Source organism: Streptomyces lavendulae subsp. lavendulae (assembly GCF_002803845.1).
GTDB lineage: Bacteria > Actinomycetota > Actinomycetes > Streptomycetales > Streptomycetaceae > Streptomyces > Streptomyces lavendulae.
In genome coordinates, this window is sequence record NZ_CP024985.1 from 2,420,802 (window position 1) to 2,436,347 (window position 15,546).

A 15,546-nucleotide genomic window follows, 5' to 3' on the forward strand; every position below is an offset into this window, starting at 1 on the left:
CCTAACGGAGCTGGGAGAGCACCCGGGCGGAGATGAGCTCCAGGTGGTCGAGGTCGTCGAGGTCGAGGAGCTGCAGGTAGACGCGGGAGGAGCCGATGGCGGCGTAGGCGCCGATCTTGTCGACGACCTCGGCCGGGGAGCCGGCGAGGCCGTTGGCCTTCAGCTCGTCCACCTCGCGGCCGATGGCGGCGGCCCGGCGGGCGACCTCGGCGTCGTCCTTGCCCACACACACCACCAGGGCGTTGGAGTAGACGAGGTCGTCGGCCTTGCGGCCGGCCTGCTCGGCGGCTTCCCGGACCCGGCCGAACTGCCGCTCGCTGTCCGTGATCGACGCGAACGGCATGTTGAACTCGTCCGCGTACCGGGCGGCGAGGCGCGGGGTGCGCCGGGCGCCGTGGCCGCCGATCAGGACGGGCACCTTGGCCTGGGCGGGCTTGGGCAGGGCCGGGGAGTTCTCCAGCCGGTAGTGCTCGCCGTGGTAGTCGAAGGTGGAGCCCGGCTCGGTGGCCCACAGGCCGGTGATCACGGCCAGCTGCTCCTCCAGCCGGGCCATCCGCTCCGCGGGGAAGGGGATCCCGTACGCCTTGTGCTCCTCCTCGAACCAGCCTGCGCCCAGGCCGAGTTCGACCCGGCCGCCGGACATCCGGTCGACCTGGGCGACCTGGATCGCGAGGACTCCGGGCAGCCGGAAGGTGCCCGCCGTCATCAGCGTGCCCAGCCGGATCCGCCGGGTCTCGCGGGCCAGACCCGCGAGGGTGATCCAGGCGTCGGTGGGGCCGGGCAGCCCGTCGGCGGATCCCATCCGCAGATAGTGGTCGGAGCGGAAGAACGCGTCGAAGCCGAGGTCCTCGGTGGCCTTGGCGACGGTCAGGAGGGTGTCGTAGTCGGCGCCCTGCTGCGGCTCGGTGAAAATGCGGAGGTCCATGTCTCCCATCCTGCCCTTCCGACCCCTGCCGGGTGAATCTGCGTCAACCGGAAGGGCCACCCCCCCGTCCGGCCAGTGACCAGCGCGGATGGGGCTCGTTGGCTCGGACGGAGCCGGACCGCCCGGCCCGCGCGCCGGCGGCCTCTCGCCGGTGCGTCCACCGCCCCCTTCCACTCGGAAGGGCCGGGGCCGAGGAGGCCGCCATGTCCCACGAGGCCGTGCCGGAGACCCGCCGAGAGAACGGACGGACCGGACAGGCAGCACAGGACCAAGCCCACCAGGACTCCGCGGCAGACACCCCGGGCGGCGGCGCGCCGAAGGGGCTGCTGCAGCAGATGGAGGAGCTGATGGCCGCACTGAACGCCGACCTCTCCCGGCTCGACGCCGACCTCCAGCACTCCGCGGACCGCGCTCCCTCCGGCACACCGGTCTCCCCGGGCGGCAGCACGTACGAGAGCGAGCACCGCGCCGACCGCTCCCACTGACCGTGCCCGGGTCCCGTCGCCCGCGGCGGGACCCTTCGGGCCGCGGCCTCAGACCACCCCGGAGGCCGACCCCCGTTCCCGTACGGTCATCCGGCGCAGCAGTGCGCGGACCCGGTCGCTCGACTCGTCGGCCGCGTCGATCGACTCTATGCACTGCCAGTACAAGCCCTCGTCATCCGTCCCGCAGGCCACGCCGACGAGCGCTATGCCCACCTCGCCGAGCAGCGCCTGCAGTCCCAGCAGCGCCTGTCGCGCGTCGGTCACCTCCGTCAGCCGCGCGGCGCGCGGCGGCTGTTCGGGCGCGCTGCCCTCCCCGCGCAGCGCCGCCCGGTCGATGACCCCGCAGCCTCTGCCTCCCGCTTCCCCCAGTCCCCGTGCCTCCGCTCTCAGCTCCGGCGGCCCGGTGACCGCCAGCCAGCTCCCTATCCCCTGCGCCAGCGCCTGGGCCTGCCAGGCCTCGCCGACGATGTCCCACGCAGCCCCGCTCTGTGCCAGCGCGTGCCGGCCGGCCGCGATGAGCCGTACCGCATCCATATGCCGTCCCCCGTCCGCACGACATCCCGCCGTCCTTCACTACCCAGAGTGAAGGCAACGGGCCAGTAAAGCCAGGGGTATTCGGAAATCTGTGGACACAAACATGGTTGTGGATGACACCATCACTCCGAAGAGTGACGATCAGAGGTCGAAGTGCCGGTCGCCGGGAAGCGGACTTCGTTCCTCTCGATCTTCGCGGCGAGCGCATCCAGCACGTCCACCCCTAGGACCTCACAGAATTGCAGCAGATACGCGAGCACATCGGCCACCTCATCGGCCACCCGATGGGCACTTTCAGGCTCCTCCATGATCGCGGCCGACTGTTCCGGTGTCAGCCACTGGAAGATCTCGACCAGTTCCGACGCCTCGACGCTCAGGGCCACGGCGAGGTTCTTGGGCGTGTGGTACGGGCCCCAGTCCCGGGCGGCCGCGAAGTCGGCCAGCCGTCGCTGGAGCCGGTAGAGCCGTTCGCCGTGCGGGGGCTCGGGCTCGGGGTTCTGGGGGGCAGTACTCATGGGACCAGGTCTACCACCGAGACGCCGGGGAGCCCGCGCCCGGTTCCCGCGGTCGCCTCGCCCACCGCGGCGGCCAGCCGGACGTGCCCGCGGCCGCTGGACAGCAGGGCCAGGCGCAGCAGTTCGGCGCTCTGCCCCCGGTCCAGCCCGCGGTCGAGGTCGTCGGCGAGGACGGTGAGCGCCTGCCGGGCGGCCAGCACGTCGGCGACCGGCTCCACCTGGAGCACCCCGGGCCCGGTGAGCAGGACGAGGGCCAGCGCGAGGAAGCGGAGTTCGCCCGCGCCGAGCCGCCCGAGGTCGGTCGCGGGCACGCCGGGACCCCGGTCCAGCACGGCCGCCACCAGACCGCCGACCGGCCCTCCGACCGGCCCGCCGACCGGCCCGCCGCGACCGCCGGCCGACCCGCCGCGACCGGCTCCCGGACCTCCCCGACCTCCTCCGCCCGTACCGCCGCCGGGGCCGGCGGCCGCCCCCCGTACGTCCAGCCCGGCGACCGGCCCCGCGCAGCCGGTACGGGCCGCCGCGGCCAGCAGGGCGTGCCGGGTGGCGCACTCGTGGCGGGTCCGGCGCAGTACGTCGGCCAGGTTCCGGCAGTCGCCGTGCAGCCGGCCGTCGCCCTGCGGGACGGGCGCCCGCATCCGCTCGGGCCGGGGGTCGCAGGGGAACACCGAGCGCAGGGCGACCACGACCTGCTCGGCGGCGGCGAGCACCCTGCGCTGCCCGGCGGTGGCTCCGGCCACCCGCAGCGGCAACAGGGCGGTGGCGAGCCGGTCGTCGGGGAGCGGGGCGCGGGTCACGCCGACGGCGCCCCCGGTGAACCAGGCGGCCTGGACGGAGCGCCGGCGCGGGTCGCGCAGAGCGGTGGTGAGCAGCATCTGACCGTCCTGGGCGAGGCGTTCGCCGACGACCCGCAGCTCGGGTTCGGCCTGGACGGCGAGGTCGAGGCGGACGGGCCCGGCCGGGCCGTCGACGGTGCAGCCGATGCGGAAGCCCCTCCGCCCGTCCGGGTCGGGGACGGCCCGTTCGGGCACGTGGGCCGCCGGATCGGGGAACACCTCGTCCAGGGCGGCCCCGGAGGCGAGCCGGGACAGGGCCGCGTAGGCGGCCAGGGCCTGGGACTTGCCGCTGCCGCTGGCTCCGGCGAACAGGGTCACGGGGCCGAGCGGGAAGGCCGCCGCCCGGTGCCGGCCGAAGGCGGACAGCCGCAGTTCGGTGACCGCGGGCCGCCCCGGCCCGGCGACCGCCCCTAAGGAGGCGGCGGGGGGAGCGCAGGAGGGAGGAGGGCAAGGGGCGGCCGGAGGGGTCCGGGAGCCGGAAGGGAGGGTGGCAGCGGACCGTGTCGCGTCCAGGGTGGCGTCCATGGGCGGACGGTACGGTCCGTCGGCCCGCCCCGGGGTACGGCGAACCGTTCCACCGCCCCGACCTTCCTACGATCGGGGGACGGCGGCCGCCGCGATCCCTTCGACCTCGGTCCCGACGGGTGCCAGCAGGAAGACGTTCCGGTCGACCCGGTGCATCCCGCTGCCCAGCCCGAAGACGACACCGCTGCTGAAGTCGAGGATCCGCTTGGCCACTTCGCCGTCCGCGCCCGTGAGGTCGAGCAGCACCGGGATCTGGGCGATCAGGTACTCCGCCACCTCGCGGGCGTCGGCGAAGATCTGGACCCGGATCACCACGAAGCGCCGCTGTTCCGCCGTGGACGCCCCGGGCGCCGTGGGAATCGTGCGGTGGTCCACCCGGGAGGGCCATTCGTTGCGACTGCGCAGCGGCACCACCTGCGCGAGTCCCTCCCACTGCTCGTCGGTGACGTCGTACCTGCTCACCGGGCCGCCTCGGCCGTGCGCTTCATGTGCATCCCCCCATCCTCTCGCGTTTCACCCGTTCAGCCCAACACCGACACGAAGCACGTAGGGTCGCCGCCATGACCAATGGCGACGAGGTCCGCACCGTACGCGACATCACGGGCGGTGGCCCGGTACGGCGCGCCGCGCCGGGTGCCGGTGGCCTGATTCCGTCCCCCCGAGGCCGACAACGGGCGGACGCGGTCCGCAACCGGGCCCAGATCCTGGGCGCAGCCGAGCAGTTGTTCACCGAACGCGACCCCCTGACGGTGACGATGGACCAGATCGCCAAGGCCGCCGGGGTCGGCCGGGCCACCCTGTACCGCCGGTTCCCCGACCCGCCGTCCGTCGCCGCCGCCCTCCTCGACGAGCACGAGCGCATCCTCCAGGGCCGCCTGGCGTTCGGCCCGCCGCCGCTCGGACCCGGGGCGCCGCCGGCGGAGCGGCTGGCGGCCTTCTACGCCGCCGCGCTGGAGCACCTGGAGCGACACCTGCCACTGGCCCTGGGCATCCGCCCGGGGCCGGACCGTTTCGGCCGCGCCACCTACCGGCACTGGCGGGCGCACGTACGGAGCCTGCTGGCGGACGCCGGCGCCGCCGATCCCGACGCCGCCGTGGACGTGCTGCTCAGCCCGCTCGCGCCGGAGGTCTACCAGTTCCAGCGGCACACCCTCGGCCTGCCTCCCGAACGGATCACCGAGACCCTCGGACGGCTGGCCCGCGGGGTACTCCCCGACCGACGAATAGGTTAGGTTAGGCATACCTAACCCGCTCGCTCGGATGATGGAGACCTCCGCATGCGCCTGTCCGGCGATCCCGCCACTCCCGCCACGGCCCGGCCCGGCGACGCCGAGCGCGTCCGCTCCGTACTGGCCGCCGCCCACTCGATGACCGTGGTCGTCGACGGCGTCCACCACGAGGTGCGCCACCTCGACGGCTCCGACGTCCTCGGGCGGCTGCACCTGCACCCGGCCGCGCCCGCCGCCGGGGAGCCGGGCCTCCCGCTCCCCGACGAGCGCCCCGCGATCCGGCTGGAGTTCACCGACATCGCCCCGACCCCGGTGCGCGACCGGGTGCGCGCCCGCGTCACCGTCCTCGGCCGCCTCCTCACCCCCTACTCCGGGGACGGCCACGCCGAGGCAGGCGACAGCACCTGCGTCGAGTACGGCCGGGCGGTCCTGGAGACCGCGGACGGGACCGCGTACATCGGGCTGGAGGAGCTGGACCGGGCCTGGCCCGACCCGCTCGCCCCGTACGAGGCCGGCATGCTCACCCACCTGCTGGACGACCACCCCGAGCTCGTCACCCTGCTGCTGCGGCTGGTGCGGCCCGCACCGTCGGCCGCCGTGGTCCGCGCGCTGCCGCTCGCCCTCGACCGGTACGGGATCACCCTGCGCCTGGAGGAGCGCCGCGGGCACCGCGACGTACGGCTGCCGTTCCCCTCGCCGCTGGACGACGTCGAGCAGTCGGGCGCGCAGATCCAGGCCCTCCTCAGCGCGGCCCGGCGGCGTTCGCATCGCAACACCCTGCCCGCCTGAGGGTCGACGGAGATCCGCTGGAGCCCTTCTGGAGTGCGGGAACCGGGCGTCCGCCTCCAGGAACAGTCTCCGGAACCGGATCGTTGGGTCGTACATGAAGGCAATCACCTACAGCACGTACGGAACTCCGACCGCCTTGGAGCTCGTTGAGGTACCGGAGCCCAAGGTCGGGCCGGGCGAGGTCCTCGTCCGCGTCAAGGCCGCCGGCGTCAACCCCGTCGACTGGAAGCTCGCCGCCGGCTTCCTCGGTCACGTCCTGGAAGTCCGCCACCCCGTCATCCCCGGCTGGGACGTCGCGGGAACCGTCGAGGCCGTCGGCCCCGACACGTACGACTACGCCGTCGGCGACGAGGTCTACGGCTACGTCCGCAAGGAATGGGTGCAGCTGGGCACCTACGCCGAGCTGGTCGCCGCCCCCGTGCGCACCCTCGCCCCCAAGCCCCGCGAGCTGACCTTCGAGGAGGCCGCAGGGCTCCCCCTGGCCGGGCTCACGTCCTACCAGGCCGTCACCCGGGCGGGTGTCGCAGCCGGTCAGACCGTGGTCATCCACTCGGCCGCCGGCGGTGTCGGCTCGCTGGGCGTGCAGATCGCGGTCCACCTCGGCGCCCGCGTCATCGGCACGGCGAGCGCCCGCAACCACGACTACCTGCGCTCCCTGGGCGCCGAGCCGGTGCTGTACGGGGACGGGGTGGCCGAGCGGATCCGGGAGCTGGCCCCCGACGGCGTCGACGCCGGGCTCGACTTCTACGGCGAGGGCGGCGTCGAACTGCTGCAGTCGATCGTCCGGCCGGGCGGCCCGGTGATCTCCGTCGCCGACAACGACGCCGATTCCAAGGGCGCCAAGCACATCTGGGCGCGCGCCTCCACGGCCGATCTCACCGCGCTCGCGGAGCTCGCCGACACGGGCACGATCACCGTCAAGGTGGGTCACGTGCTGCCGCTCTCCGACGCCGCCGCGGCGTGGGAGCTGAGCGCGACGGGCCAGGCCCGCGGCAAGATCGTCCTCACCGTGTGAGGACGGATCAACGCCCGCGGGGCGGCCGGAGTTGCGCACTCCGGCCGCCCGCGCGCCACCTCCCGGGTCACCCGGGAGACCGGCTCACCCGGTCGGCCGGGTGTACCGGTTGGCGGGGCGCGGCAGGCCGTAGTTCTCCCGGAGGGTGGAGCCGGTGTACTCCGTCCGGAAGAGGCCGCGACGCTGGAGGACCGGCACGACGTGGTCGACGAAGTCGGTCAGGCCGGTGGGCAGGACGGGCGCCATGATGTTGAAGCCGTCGGCGGCGCCCTGGGTGAACCACTCCTCCAGTTGGTCGGCGATCTGCTCGGGGGTACCGGCGTACACGCGGTGACCGCGCCCGGCTCCGAGGCGGGCGATCAGCTCGCGCAGGGTGAGCCCGTCGCGGCGGGCCAGTTCGGCGACGAGCGTGAAGCGGCTCTTGTTGCCGTTGATGTCCCGCTCCTCGGGGAGCGCGGGCAGCGGGCCGTCGAGATCGGCTCCGGTGAGGTCGACGCCGAGCATGCCGGAGAGCTGCGCCAGGCCGTACTCGGGCACCTGGAGCTCGGTGAGCTCCCGCTCCAGGGCCTTCGCCTCGGCCTCGGTGGAGCCGATGACGGGGGCGATGCCGGGCAGGACGAGCAGGTCGTCCTCGGTGCGGCCGTAGCGGGCCAGGCGCGACTTGAGGTCCTTGTAGAAGGTCTGGCCGTCGGCGAGGGTCTGCTGGGCGGTGAAGACGGCCTCCGCGTACCGGGCGGCGAACTCCTTGCCGTCCTCGGAGGAGCCCGCCTGGACGAGGAGCGGGTGTCCCTGGGGTGAGCGGGGGACGTTGAGCGGGCCCGCGACGCCGAAGTACTCGCCCCGGTGGGCGGCGGGGTGCAGCTTGTCGGTGTCGGCGTAGACGCCGCCCTCCTTGTCGAGGACGATCGCGTCGTCCTCCCAGCTGTCCCAGAGCTTGGTGGCGACGTCGAGGAACTCGCGGGCGCGGTCGTAGCGGAGGCTGTGCTCCAGGTGTTCTTCGCGGTTGAAGTTGCGGGCCTCGTCGAGGGTGCCGGAGGTGACGATGTTCCAGCCGGCGCGGCCGTTGCTGATGTGGTCGAGGGAGGCGAACTTGCGGGCGGTATGGAAGGGCTCGTTGAAGGTGGTGGAGACGGTCGCGATGAGCCCGATGTGCTCGGTGACGGCGGCGATCGCGGAGAGCAGGGTCAGCGGTTCGAAGCCGCCCAGGGCGTTGTGGCGGGCCTTGCCCCAGAGGGCGAGGCCGTCGGCGAAGAAGATCGAGTCGAGCAGGCCGCGTTCGGCGGTACGGGCCAGCTCCTGGAAGTAGCGCAGGTCGGTGACGCGCTCGGGGCTGGCAGCGGGGTGGCGCCAGGCGGCGTCGTGGTGGCCGGCGTTCATCAGGAAGGCGTTGAGGTGGAGGGTGCGGCGGGGTGCGGACATGTCTGTTCCCTGTCGGTGGACGCGGAGGGCGCTCCGCGGGTGTCGGGTGGCGCGGGCCCGGGTCGCGGCGGGGCGGTCGCGGCGGGCGAAGCGGGTCAGGCGGGGCGGGTCAGGCTGCGGGGACGCGCCAGAGGCTGAGGCGGCGTTCGATCGTGACCAGGACCTGGTTGAAGGCCACGCCGATCGCGGAGATCGTCACGATCCCCGCGTACATCTGCGGGATCGCGAAGTTGAACTGCGAGGCGTTGATCAGGTAGCCGAGTCCCGCCTTCGCGCCGATCATCTCGGCGGCCACGAGCACGAGGATCGAGACCGCGCCCGCGAGCCGGATGCCGGTGAAGATCACCGGGACGGCGGACGGCAGGATCACCTTCTGGAAGAGCCGGGGCGTGGACAGGTCCATCGAGCGGGCCAGCCGGACCAGGGTGGGGTCGGCGTTGCCAACGGCGCTGATGGTGTTCAGCAGGATCGGCCACACGCAGGCGTAGACGACGATCGACACCTTCGAGGTCTCCCCGATGCCGAGGAGCAGGACGAAGACGGGCAGCAGCGCGAGGGCGGCCGTGTTGCGGAAGAGCTCCAGCAGGGGGCCGAGGAAGGCGGCGACCGGCCGGTACCAGCCGATCAGCAGGCCCAGCGGGACGGCGATCACCACCGCGATGGCGAAGCCGCCGAAGGAGCGGGTGAGGCTGGCCCGGGTGTGCTCGCCGAGTTGCCCGTCACCGAGCAGGTCCCACCAGGCGCGGGCCACCTCGCTGACGGGCGGCAGGAAGGTGGCGTCGACGAGGCCGGCCCGGGGCGCGGTCTCCCACACCGCGAGCAGCAGCAGGATCGCGGCCGAACGCAACAGCCCGGCCCGCAGCCACCGCCCCACCACCGCGACCCGCCGCGGGGCCCGCACGGGGGCGGGCGCACTCTCGGGTCTCGGCAGGGGGTCGTCGGTTCCGCTTACGGGGGCCGGGCCCGCTGCCGATGCCGGTACCGGGTCCGGGGCCGGACCGGGGGCTGCAACCGGCAGCGGGGACGGGACCGGGGCGGGAGCCTGAGCATTGGCCGGGGCCGGGCCAGGGGCCGGGGCGGGGGCCGGGGCGTTGGCCACGGACGGGTCGGGAGCCGTGGACGGGGGCGGCGGGGTGGTGGGGTGGGGTTGGCGGGTGGGGGTGGTCATGCGGCTGCCTCTTCCTTCTCCAGGCGCTGGGCGCGCGCCACCTCGTCGTGGAGCAGGGTCCAGATCTCGTGGCGGTAGCGGGCGAACTCCGGGCTGGAGCGCAGGTCCTCGCCCGTGGCGCCGGCTGCCCGGCCGCCGAAGGAGACCGGGACGACCTCCTTGACCCTGCCGGGCCGGGAGGTGATGACGGCCACCTTCTGGCCGAGGTACACGGCCTCCTCGATGCCGTGCGTGATGAAGACGACCGTCTTCCCGGTGCGCTGCCAGATGCGGCGCAGCTCGTCCTGGAGGGACTCGCGGGTCTGCGCGTCGAGCGCCGCGAACGGCTCGTCCATCAGCAGCACGTCCGGGTCGTAGGCCAGCGAGCGCGCGATCGCCACCCGCTGGCGCATGCCGCCGGACAGCTCGTGCGGGTGCCGGTCCTCGAATCCGGTGAGGCCGACCAGGTCAAGGAACTCCCGCGCCCGCGCGGCCCGTTGACGTCGGGGGACGCCGGTGGCCTCCAGGCCGAACTCGACGTTGCCCAGCGCCGTGCGCCAGGGCAGCAGGGCGTACTGCTGGAAGACGATGCCCCGGTCCAGACCCGGCCCGGTGACCGGTTCGCCGTCGAGCAGGATCCGCCCCGAGGTGGGGCGGGTGAGGCCGCCGAGGAGGTCGAGGAGGGTGGACTTGCCGCACCCGCTGGGGCCGACGACGACCACGAACTCCCCCGCGCCGATCTCCAGGTCGATCCCGTCGAGGGCCGTGAACTCCTCCTTTCGCTTCTTGTCCTTGGTGGGGAAGGTCTTGGTGACGGACTCGAACACGATCTTCGCCATGGCGGCCGTCAGCCCTTCCCGTTGCCGTTGAACTCGTTGGTGAACAGGTCCGCGGCGTTCAGCCGGCCCTTCTTGATCTCGCCGCGCTCGGCGAGCCAGTCGATCCAGAGCTGGAACTCCTTCTCCTCGATCCGGCCCGCGGGCGCGGCGACCCCGTAGGAGCGCCAGTACTTCAGGGTCGAGACGTCCTCGTTGCGGCCGCGCTTGCGGACGATCTCCGTCATCCGGGCGACGACCTCCTCGCGGGGCGTGGTGCGGGACCAGTCGATGGCCTTGCCCACGCCCGTCACGAAGGTCCGTACGGTGTCCGGGTTCTCCTTGATGAAGCGCTCGGTCATCACGTACGTGCCGCCGCTGAAGGCGCCCAGCAGGTCGAAGTCGCTGAACAGCGGGCGGACGCCGCCGGCCGCGACGGCCTTGTCCCGCAGGACCCCGCTGAGGACGCCGACCTCGATCTGCTTCTGTCTCAGGGACTGTTCGGTGTTGACCGGCGGGACGACGAGGGCCTCGACCTTGTCGGACTCGGCCCGAGAGAGGCCGCCCCGGCTCAGGTAGATGTCGAGGAGGGCCTGCGCGTGGGCGCCCAGCGTGTTCATCCCGACCTTCTTGCCGATCAGGTCGCGGGGGCCGCGGAGGGGGCTGTCCTCCAGGACGTAGTAGCCCAGGTTCGTGTCCTTGTCGGAGCCGTAGTACGAGATCACGGCCTTCACCGGGGCCTTGCCGGCGACGAGTTTGACGACCGCGCCGTTGAACGCGCCGCCGAAGTGGGTCTGACCGGTCGCCGCGGACTGGATGTCCTGCGGACCGCTGATGGTGTTGCCCACCCAGTCCAGGGTGAGGTTGCCGAGGAAGCCGAGGTCGGCGGCGAGTTCGGGAAGGGTGACGGCGCCGACGGCGCCCTGGTACTTCAGGGCGGTGATCTGCTTGCCGGGTGCGGCGGCGGGTCCGGAGGCGGACCCGCCGGTCGCGGTGGCCGTGCCGCAGCTCACCGCGGCCGCCGAGATGCCGAGCAGGGTGAGGAACTGGCGCCGGGTGCGGGTGGTCGGGGTGGGAGCTGCGGGCATGGCTGGTCCTTGTCGCTGTCTGCGGGGTGGTCGGGGGCTCGGGGTCAGGGGGCCGGGCTGAGGGCGGCCGCCCCGGAGACGCGCAGGGCGTCGGAGAACTCGTCGACGGCCTGGTAGAGGTCCAGTTCCGCCTCGGGCCGCAGCCGGTCGGGGCCGGCCCCGCGCTCGACCGAGGAGTCCAGGACGAACCGGCCCGCGGTCACGTGGCGGGCGCCGAGGGCGGCGAGGACCGGGCGCAGCGCGTAGTCGATGGTCAGGACGTGGGCGAGGCTGCCGCCGGTGGCGAGCGGCAGGATCGTTTTGCCGGCCAGGCCGTCCTGCGGGAGCAGGTCGAGGAAGGCCTTGAGCAGGCCGGTGTACGAGGCCTTGTAGACCGGGGTCGCGATGACCAGCCCGTCGGCCTCGGCCACGGCTTCGAGCGCGCGGCGGATCTCCGGTTCGCCGCGGCGGGCGGCGAGGAGGTCGGCGGCGGGCAGGTCGCGTACGGCGAGGTGGGCGGTCTCGAACCCGGAGTGGGAGAGCCGGCGCAGCACGTGGTCGGCGACGACGGCGGTGCGGGACTGGGCGGAGGGGCTGCCGGTGAGGGCGAGCAGCTTGGGCACGGGGGCTCCTCGGGCGGAGGGCGGACCGGGCGGCGGCCCGGAGGGGGCGGAGATCAGGCGGAGGCGGGTGCGGCGGAGGCGGCGGAGGCGGCATCGGCCTCGGCTTCGGCGTCGGCGGAGCCGTTCGACGCGCCGGAGGGGATGCCGAAGGAGGGGGCCGGGACGGCCTCGGGGCTGATCAGGCGGGAGGGCAGCCCGTCGGGGCCGACCGGGACGTCGCCGTCGACGGTGACGCGGCGCAGCGTGCGCTCGTGGTCGTCGGAGTCGTCCACGCCGTAGTGCTGGGTGGCGCGGTTGTCCCAGATCGCGACGTCGCCGGCCCGCCACTGCCAGCGGACGGTGTTCTCGGGGCTCTCGATGTGGGCCTGGAAGAGGTCCAGGAGGGTACGGGAGTCACGGCCGGTGAGGCCGTTGATGCGCTGGACGAAGTTGCCGAGGAGCAGGGTGCGTTCGCCGGTCTCGGGGTGGACGCGGACCACGGGGTGCTCGGTGAGGAACTTGGTGGAGGTGAAGACCTCGCGGTACTGGGCGAGCGCCTCGGGGAGGGCGTCGGGCTTCAGGGCGGCGTAGTCGTACTCGTTGGAGTGGACGGCCCGCAGCCCGTCGGCGAGGGCGCGCAGCGGCTCGGGGAGGTGGGTGTAGGCGGTGGCGGTGTTGGCCCAGAGGGTGTTGCCGCCGTACGGGGGGATGGTGACGGCGCGGAGGATGGAGAAGGCGGGGTAGGCGGGGACGAAGGTGACGTCGGTGTGCCACTGGTTCGCGCGGGCGCCGTGGTGGGAGTCGATGCCGAGGGCGTAACGGCCGTCGGCGGAGGGGACGGTGGGGTGGGCGACCGGCGTGCCGAGCAGCTGGGCGAAGGCTTCGTGGCCGGCCTCGTCGAGGTGGTCCTGGCCGCGGAAGAAGACGACCTTGTGGGCGAGGAGGGCGGTGCGGATCTCGGCGACGGCCTCGGGGGCGAGGTCCCCGCCGAGTCGTACGCCGCCGATCTCGGCTCCGATGCGGCCGCCGAGCTGGGTGACGGTGGTGGCGGTGGTGGCGGTGAGCGTGGTCACGGTTACTCCCGGTGTGTGGGTGGTGGATTTATTTCCGCTGCGGAAGAAATGAGCCGAGGCGAACGGGCGCCACGAATCGGAACTGCTCCTGGGGGTCGCGCGCCGGTCCCGCCTGGTCGTGCCCCGGCTCCCTGGCCGTCCGCCGGGACCCGGGACAGCGGGCCCCCGAACCCCACGGCCGGGTCGCTCCGGGCGGCCGGCGGGCCGGACCGGGGGTCCCCTACCGGGCCCGGTCCGGTTCCGTCAGGGGGAACCGGGCCGGCGGGCCGGGAGCGCGGGGGCCGCCCGGGCCCGAAAGCCCGGTCGGCAGAACGACCCTGGCCGACCCGGCCGAGCCCGGTGTGGCCCGGCCCCGTCAGAGGAACCGGGCGGACGGGCCCGCCGGAGCAGATCCCCTGGGGAAGCGGCCGCCCGACGGACGGAACGGAACGGCACGGCACGGCGGATCCGGGACCCCGGGCGCTACGGGCAGGAACGCCGACTCCGGCTCGGCGACGGCGCTGCCGCGTACGGGCCGGGGCCGGTCCCGCCGGAGCGGGCTCCGGGGCCCGGGGCGCGGGGCGCGGGTCAGGAGCAACAGAGGCCCGGACACCGGCCCGGCGTGGGACAGGGGCCGGGGGTGCAGAGCCGCGGGGCGATGTGGACGTTCGCGGTCATGACCCGGAGCCTGTCAGCGCCCCCGTCGCGGGTCAACCCCCGCCCCGCACCCGCCCCCAGACCCCCCGCACGGGCACTGACCTGCACGTTCCTCACCACCCGGCGGCCGAAAACCGTGGCCGGATTTCACGGCCCCGCAATGCCGCCGCCACGCACCACGCGCTCCGGGCCGGCCGCAAGGCTTGGGGCGACCATCGGCACCAGCGCGCCCTGGAGCAGGGGGCCCACCGGGGGCGAGGGCACCGGACGACGCGTCCGGACCGCACTGCCGGGCAATCCGACTGCCCCCGCCCTCCCGGCTCACACCCGCCCCACGCCACCCACCCCCGGGGCCCCGGGGGAACCAGGGCCGGGGCCCGGAGCCAGGGGAGACGGAGAGCGGGGCGGGGAATCGGGGACCGGGGAATCGGGGGCGGAGAGCCGGACCTCCGGGACGGACAGCGCGGGCGGCCGAGGGCGGCGAGCCCGGGCGGGCCGGGGAACCCAGGGGGCCGGGAAACCGGGAGCCCGGAGGCACCGGGAAACCGTGGGACGGGGGCCGGGGCCGGGGCCGGGGGGGGGGACGGAGAGCCGGGGGCCCGGGGCCTCGGGCCCTGGGCCCGGAGGACCGCGCCCCGGGCCCGGTGCCGTGCCGAGTCGGGCGGCGCCCGTGGCCCCGGTTGCCCCGCAGGGTCCGGCATGATCGGGGGATGATGCGAATGGCCGGGGACCGGCGGGGGGTCGCCAATGCCGCCTCCGTGTTGCGGACGGTGCTCGACCACGGGCCCGTGGCCCGCAGCGGGATCTCCCCGCTGTGCGGGCTGAGCCCCGCCGCGGTGTCGCGGCAGACCACCGGCCTGCTCCGGGCCGGGCTGCTGCGCGAGCTGCCCGACCCCGCCGGCCGGGCCGGCTCCGGACGGCCCCGGATCCCGCTGGACCTGCACACCGGGGCGGTCGGCGGACCGGTGGCGGCCGGGCTGCACATCGGGGTGCCCGCCTCCACCTTCAGCCTCGTCGACCTGCGCGGGCAGGTCCTGGCCCGCCGCGCCTTCCCGCACCGGGACCCCCGCGACCCGGACCTCTCCGGCCTCATCGCGGCGGAACTGGGCCGCTTCCTGCGGGAGTACGTCACCGGCAGCCGCCCCCTGCTCGGCGTCGGCGCCGCGCTCGGCGGCTGGGTCCGGCCCGACGCGGGGACCGTCGTACGCCATCCGGCGCTCGGGTGGCGGCAGCGGCCGCTGGCCACCGAGCTGTCGCGGGCCCTGGGCCTGCCCGTGCACGTGGACAACCACGCCCGTGCCGTCGCCGGGGCCGAGATCCTCTTCGGGCATCCGGCGGCCCGCCGGAGCCTGGTGCACCTGTTCATCGGCAACGTGGTCGACGCCGCGTTCGGCATCGAGGGCACCGTCCACCAGGGTCCCGGCTCCGCCGCGGGCGACGTGGCGCACCTGCCGGTGCCCGGGTCGGGGGCCGTCTGCGCGTGCGGACGTACGGGCTGCCTCCAGGCGGCCGCCTCCGACACCGCGCTCGGCGCCGAGGCCGTGCGGCGCGGGATCGTGCCCGACCCGTCCGTCCCCCTCCTCGTCGACGCCGCCGCGGCCGGCGACCCGCGGGCGGACCGGCTGCTGCGCGAGCGGGCCCGGGACGTCGGACGGGCCGCGGCGTTGCTGCTCGACGTGTTCAACCCGGCCGTCATGGTGGTCACCGAACTGTCCGGCGTACTGCACGAGGGTTATCTGGACGAGATCCGCGCCGCCGCCGTCGAGCGCTCGCACGTGTGCGACGATCCCGAACGGATCATCGCCCCGCACGCCGGTCCGGCCGTCCTCCCGCAGGCCGCCGCGACGGTGCTGCTGGACCCGCTGTTCCGGGACCCGGCCGGGCTGACCTGGGAGTGCGAGATCACATCCGGCGGTTATGGTCTCGGTTGAGCG

16 protein-coding genes are annotated in these 15,546 nt (G+C 74.4%); 5 read left to right on the top strand and 11 right to left on the bottom strand.

Going from position 1 to position 15,546, the window contains the following annotated elements:
- Nucleotide 1: 1 nt before the first annotated feature.
- A complete protein-coding gene (locus SLAV_RS10090; protein WP_030238261.1) occupies nt 2-925 on the bottom strand; it encodes an LLM class F420-dependent oxidoreductase in 924 nt (307 codons plus the stop codon).
- Between the two features lie 203 nt (nt 926-1,128).
- Between SLAV_RS10090 and SLAV_RS10095 the strand changes: the two genes are divergently transcribed.
- Nucleotides 1,129-1,410, top strand: coding sequence for a hypothetical protein (locus SLAV_RS10095; protein WP_051841345.1), 282 nt, complete (start codon nt 1,129-1,131; stop codon nt 1,408-1,410).
- Nucleotides 1,411-1,458: 48 nt separating this feature from the next.
- Here the strand turns inward: SLAV_RS10095 and SLAV_RS10100 are convergent, their stop codons facing one another.
- The 4 genes from SLAV_RS10100 to SLAV_RS10115 form a co-directional block, all read right to left on the bottom strand.
- Nucleotides 1,459-1,944, bottom strand: coding sequence for a DUF6099 family protein (locus SLAV_RS10100; protein ID WP_030238259.1), 486 nt, complete (start codon nt 1,942-1,944; stop codon nt 1,459-1,461).
- A gap of 122 nt (nt 1,945-2,066) precedes the next feature.
- A complete protein-coding gene (locus SLAV_RS10105; protein WP_051841344.1) occupies nt 2,067-2,459 on the bottom strand; it encodes a nucleotide pyrophosphohydrolase in 393 nt (130 codons plus the stop codon).
- Complete coding sequence (locus SLAV_RS10110) at nt 2,456-3,820, bottom strand: AAA family ATPase (protein ID WP_051841343.1); 1,365 nt, start codon at nt 3,818-3,820, stop codon at nt 2,456-2,458. The genes SLAV_RS10105 and SLAV_RS10110 overlap by 4 nt, the downstream gene beginning before the upstream one ends.
- A gap of 66 nt (nt 3,821-3,886) precedes the next feature.
- Nucleotides 3,887-4,282, bottom strand: coding sequence for a cell division protein SepF (locus SLAV_RS10115; protein WP_030238253.1), 396 nt, complete (start codon nt 4,280-4,282; stop codon nt 3,887-3,889).
- Nucleotides 4,283-4,380: 98 nt separating this feature from the next.
- Between SLAV_RS10115 and SLAV_RS10120 the strand changes: the two genes are divergently transcribed.
- From SLAV_RS10120 to SLAV_RS10130, 3 genes are all read left to right on the top strand, one after another.
- Nucleotides 4,381-5,052 carry a TetR/AcrR family transcriptional regulator gene (locus SLAV_RS10120; RefSeq protein WP_078950590.1) on the top strand — a complete coding sequence of 224 codons (672 nt, stop codon included), beginning with the start codon at nt 4,381-4,383 and terminating at the stop codon, nt 5,050-5,052.
- Between the two features lie 45 nt (nt 5,053-5,097).
- Nucleotides 5,098-5,838 carry a DUF2470 domain-containing protein gene (locus SLAV_RS10125; protein WP_030238248.1) on the top strand — a complete coding sequence of 247 codons (741 nt, stop codon included), beginning with the start codon at nt 5,098-5,100 and terminating at the stop codon, nt 5,836-5,838.
- Between the two features lie 94 nt (nt 5,839-5,932).
- Nucleotides 5,933-6,853 carry an NADP-dependent oxidoreductase gene (locus SLAV_RS10130; RefSeq protein ID WP_030238246.1) on the top strand — a complete coding sequence of 307 codons (921 nt, stop codon included), beginning with the start codon at nt 5,933-5,935 and terminating at the stop codon, nt 6,851-6,853.
- Nucleotides 6,854-6,937: 84 nt separating this feature from the next.
- Here SLAV_RS10130 and SLAV_RS10135 read toward each other — a convergent pair whose 3' ends face one another.
- The 6 genes from SLAV_RS10135 to SLAV_RS10165 form a co-directional block, all read right to left on the bottom strand.
- Entirely contained in the window at nt 6,938-8,272 is a 1,335-nt protein-coding gene (locus SLAV_RS10135; RefSeq protein ID WP_030238244.1) for an LLM class flavin-dependent oxidoreductase, read from the bottom strand.
- A 109-nt stretch (nt 8,273-8,381) separates the two neighbouring features.
- Nucleotides 8,382-9,440: an ABC transporter permease gene (locus tag SLAV_RS10140; protein WP_335341814.1), complete on the bottom strand. Its 1,059-nt coding sequence runs from the start codon at nt 9,438-9,440 to the stop codon at nt 8,382-8,384.
- Nucleotides 9,437-10,258 carry an ABC transporter ATP-binding protein gene (locus tag SLAV_RS10145; protein ID WP_030238239.1) on the bottom strand — a complete coding sequence of 274 codons (822 nt, stop codon included), beginning with the start codon at nt 10,256-10,258 and terminating at the stop codon, nt 9,437-9,439. The genes SLAV_RS10140 and SLAV_RS10145 overlap by 4 nt, the downstream gene beginning before the upstream one ends.
- 8 nt (nt 10,259-10,266) lie before the next feature.
- Complete coding sequence (locus tag SLAV_RS10150; RefSeq protein ID WP_030238237.1) at nt 10,267-11,322, bottom strand: ABC transporter substrate-binding protein; 1,056 nt, start codon at nt 11,320-11,322, stop codon at nt 10,267-10,269.
- Between the two features lie 44 nt (nt 11,323-11,366).
- On the bottom strand, nt 11,367-11,924 hold the full coding sequence (gene ssuE / locus SLAV_RS10155) for an NADPH-dependent FMN reductase (protein ID WP_030238234.1): 558 nt from the start codon (nt 11,922-11,924) through the stop codon (nt 11,367-11,369).
- A 53-nt stretch (nt 11,925-11,977) separates the two neighbouring features.
- Nucleotides 11,978-12,976 (bottom strand): TauD/TfdA dioxygenase family protein, encoded by a 999-nt coding sequence (locus tag SLAV_RS10165; protein ID WP_051841342.1) that lies wholly within the window; start codon nt 12,974-12,976, stop codon nt 11,978-11,980.
- Nucleotides 12,977-14,322: 1,346 nt separating this feature from the next.
- On the opposite strand from SLAV_RS10165, the gene SLAV_RS10170 reads away from it, so the two are divergent.
- The gene (locus SLAV_RS10170; protein ID WP_051841341.1) at nt 14,323-15,543 is read left to right on the top strand and encodes an ROK family transcriptional regulator; all 1,221 of its coding nucleotides are present in this window, start codon (nt 14,323-14,325) and stop codon (nt 15,541-15,543) included.
- Nucleotides 15,544-15,546 lie beyond the last annotated feature (3 nt).

Excerpts from the sequence above, each read along its gene's own strand:
- SLAV_RS10125 (WP_030238248.1), top strand. The coding sequence starts at position 5,098 with ATGCGCCTGTCCGGCGATCCCGCCACTCCCGCCACGGCCCGGCCCGGC.
- SLAV_RS10130 (WP_030238246.1), top strand. The coding sequence starts at position 5,933 with ATGAAGGCAATCACCTACAGCACGTACGGAACTCCGACCGCCTTGGAG.
- SLAV_RS10170 (WP_051841341.1), top strand. The coding sequence starts at position 14,323 with ATGATGCGAATGGCCGGGGACCGGCGGGGGGTCGCCAATGCCGCCTCC.
- SLAV_RS10090 (WP_030238261.1), bottom strand. The coding sequence starts at position 925 with ATGGACCTCCGCATTTTCACCGAGCCGCAGCAGGGCGCCGACTACGAC.
- SLAV_RS10110 (WP_051841343.1), bottom strand. The coding sequence starts at position 3,820 with ATGGACGCCACCCTGGACGCGACACGGTCCGCTGCCACCCTCCCTTCC.
- SLAV_RS10145 (WP_030238239.1), bottom strand. The coding sequence starts at position 10,258 with ATGGCGAAGATCGTGTTCGAGTCCGTCACCAAGACCTTCCCCACCAAG.
- SLAV_RS10100 (WP_030238259.1), bottom strand. The coding sequence starts at position 1,944 with ATGGATGCGGTACGGCTCATCGCGGCCGGCCGGCACGCGCTGGCACAG.
- SLAV_RS10105 (WP_051841344.1), bottom strand. The coding sequence starts at position 2,459 with ATGAGTACTGCCCCCCAGAACCCCGAGCCCGAGCCCCCGCACGGCGAA.
- SLAV_RS10135 (WP_030238244.1), bottom strand. The coding sequence starts at position 8,272 with ATGTCCGCACCCCGCCGCACCCTCCACCTCAACGCCTTCCTGATGAAC.
- SLAV_RS10095 (WP_051841345.1), top strand. The coding sequence starts at position 1,129 with ATGTCCCACGAGGCCGTGCCGGAGACCCGCCGAGAGAACGGACGGACC.
- SLAV_RS10150 (WP_030238237.1), bottom strand. The coding sequence starts at position 11,322 with ATGCCCGCAGCTCCCACCCCGACCACCCGCACCCGGCGCCAGTTCCTC.
- SLAV_RS10140 (WP_335341814.1), bottom strand. The coding sequence starts at position 9,440 with ATGACCACCCCCACCCGCCAACCCCACCCCACCACCCCGCCGCCCCCG.
- SLAV_RS10120 (WP_078950590.1), top strand. The coding sequence starts at position 4,381 with ATGACCAATGGCGACGAGGTCCGCACCGTACGCGACATCACGGGCGGT.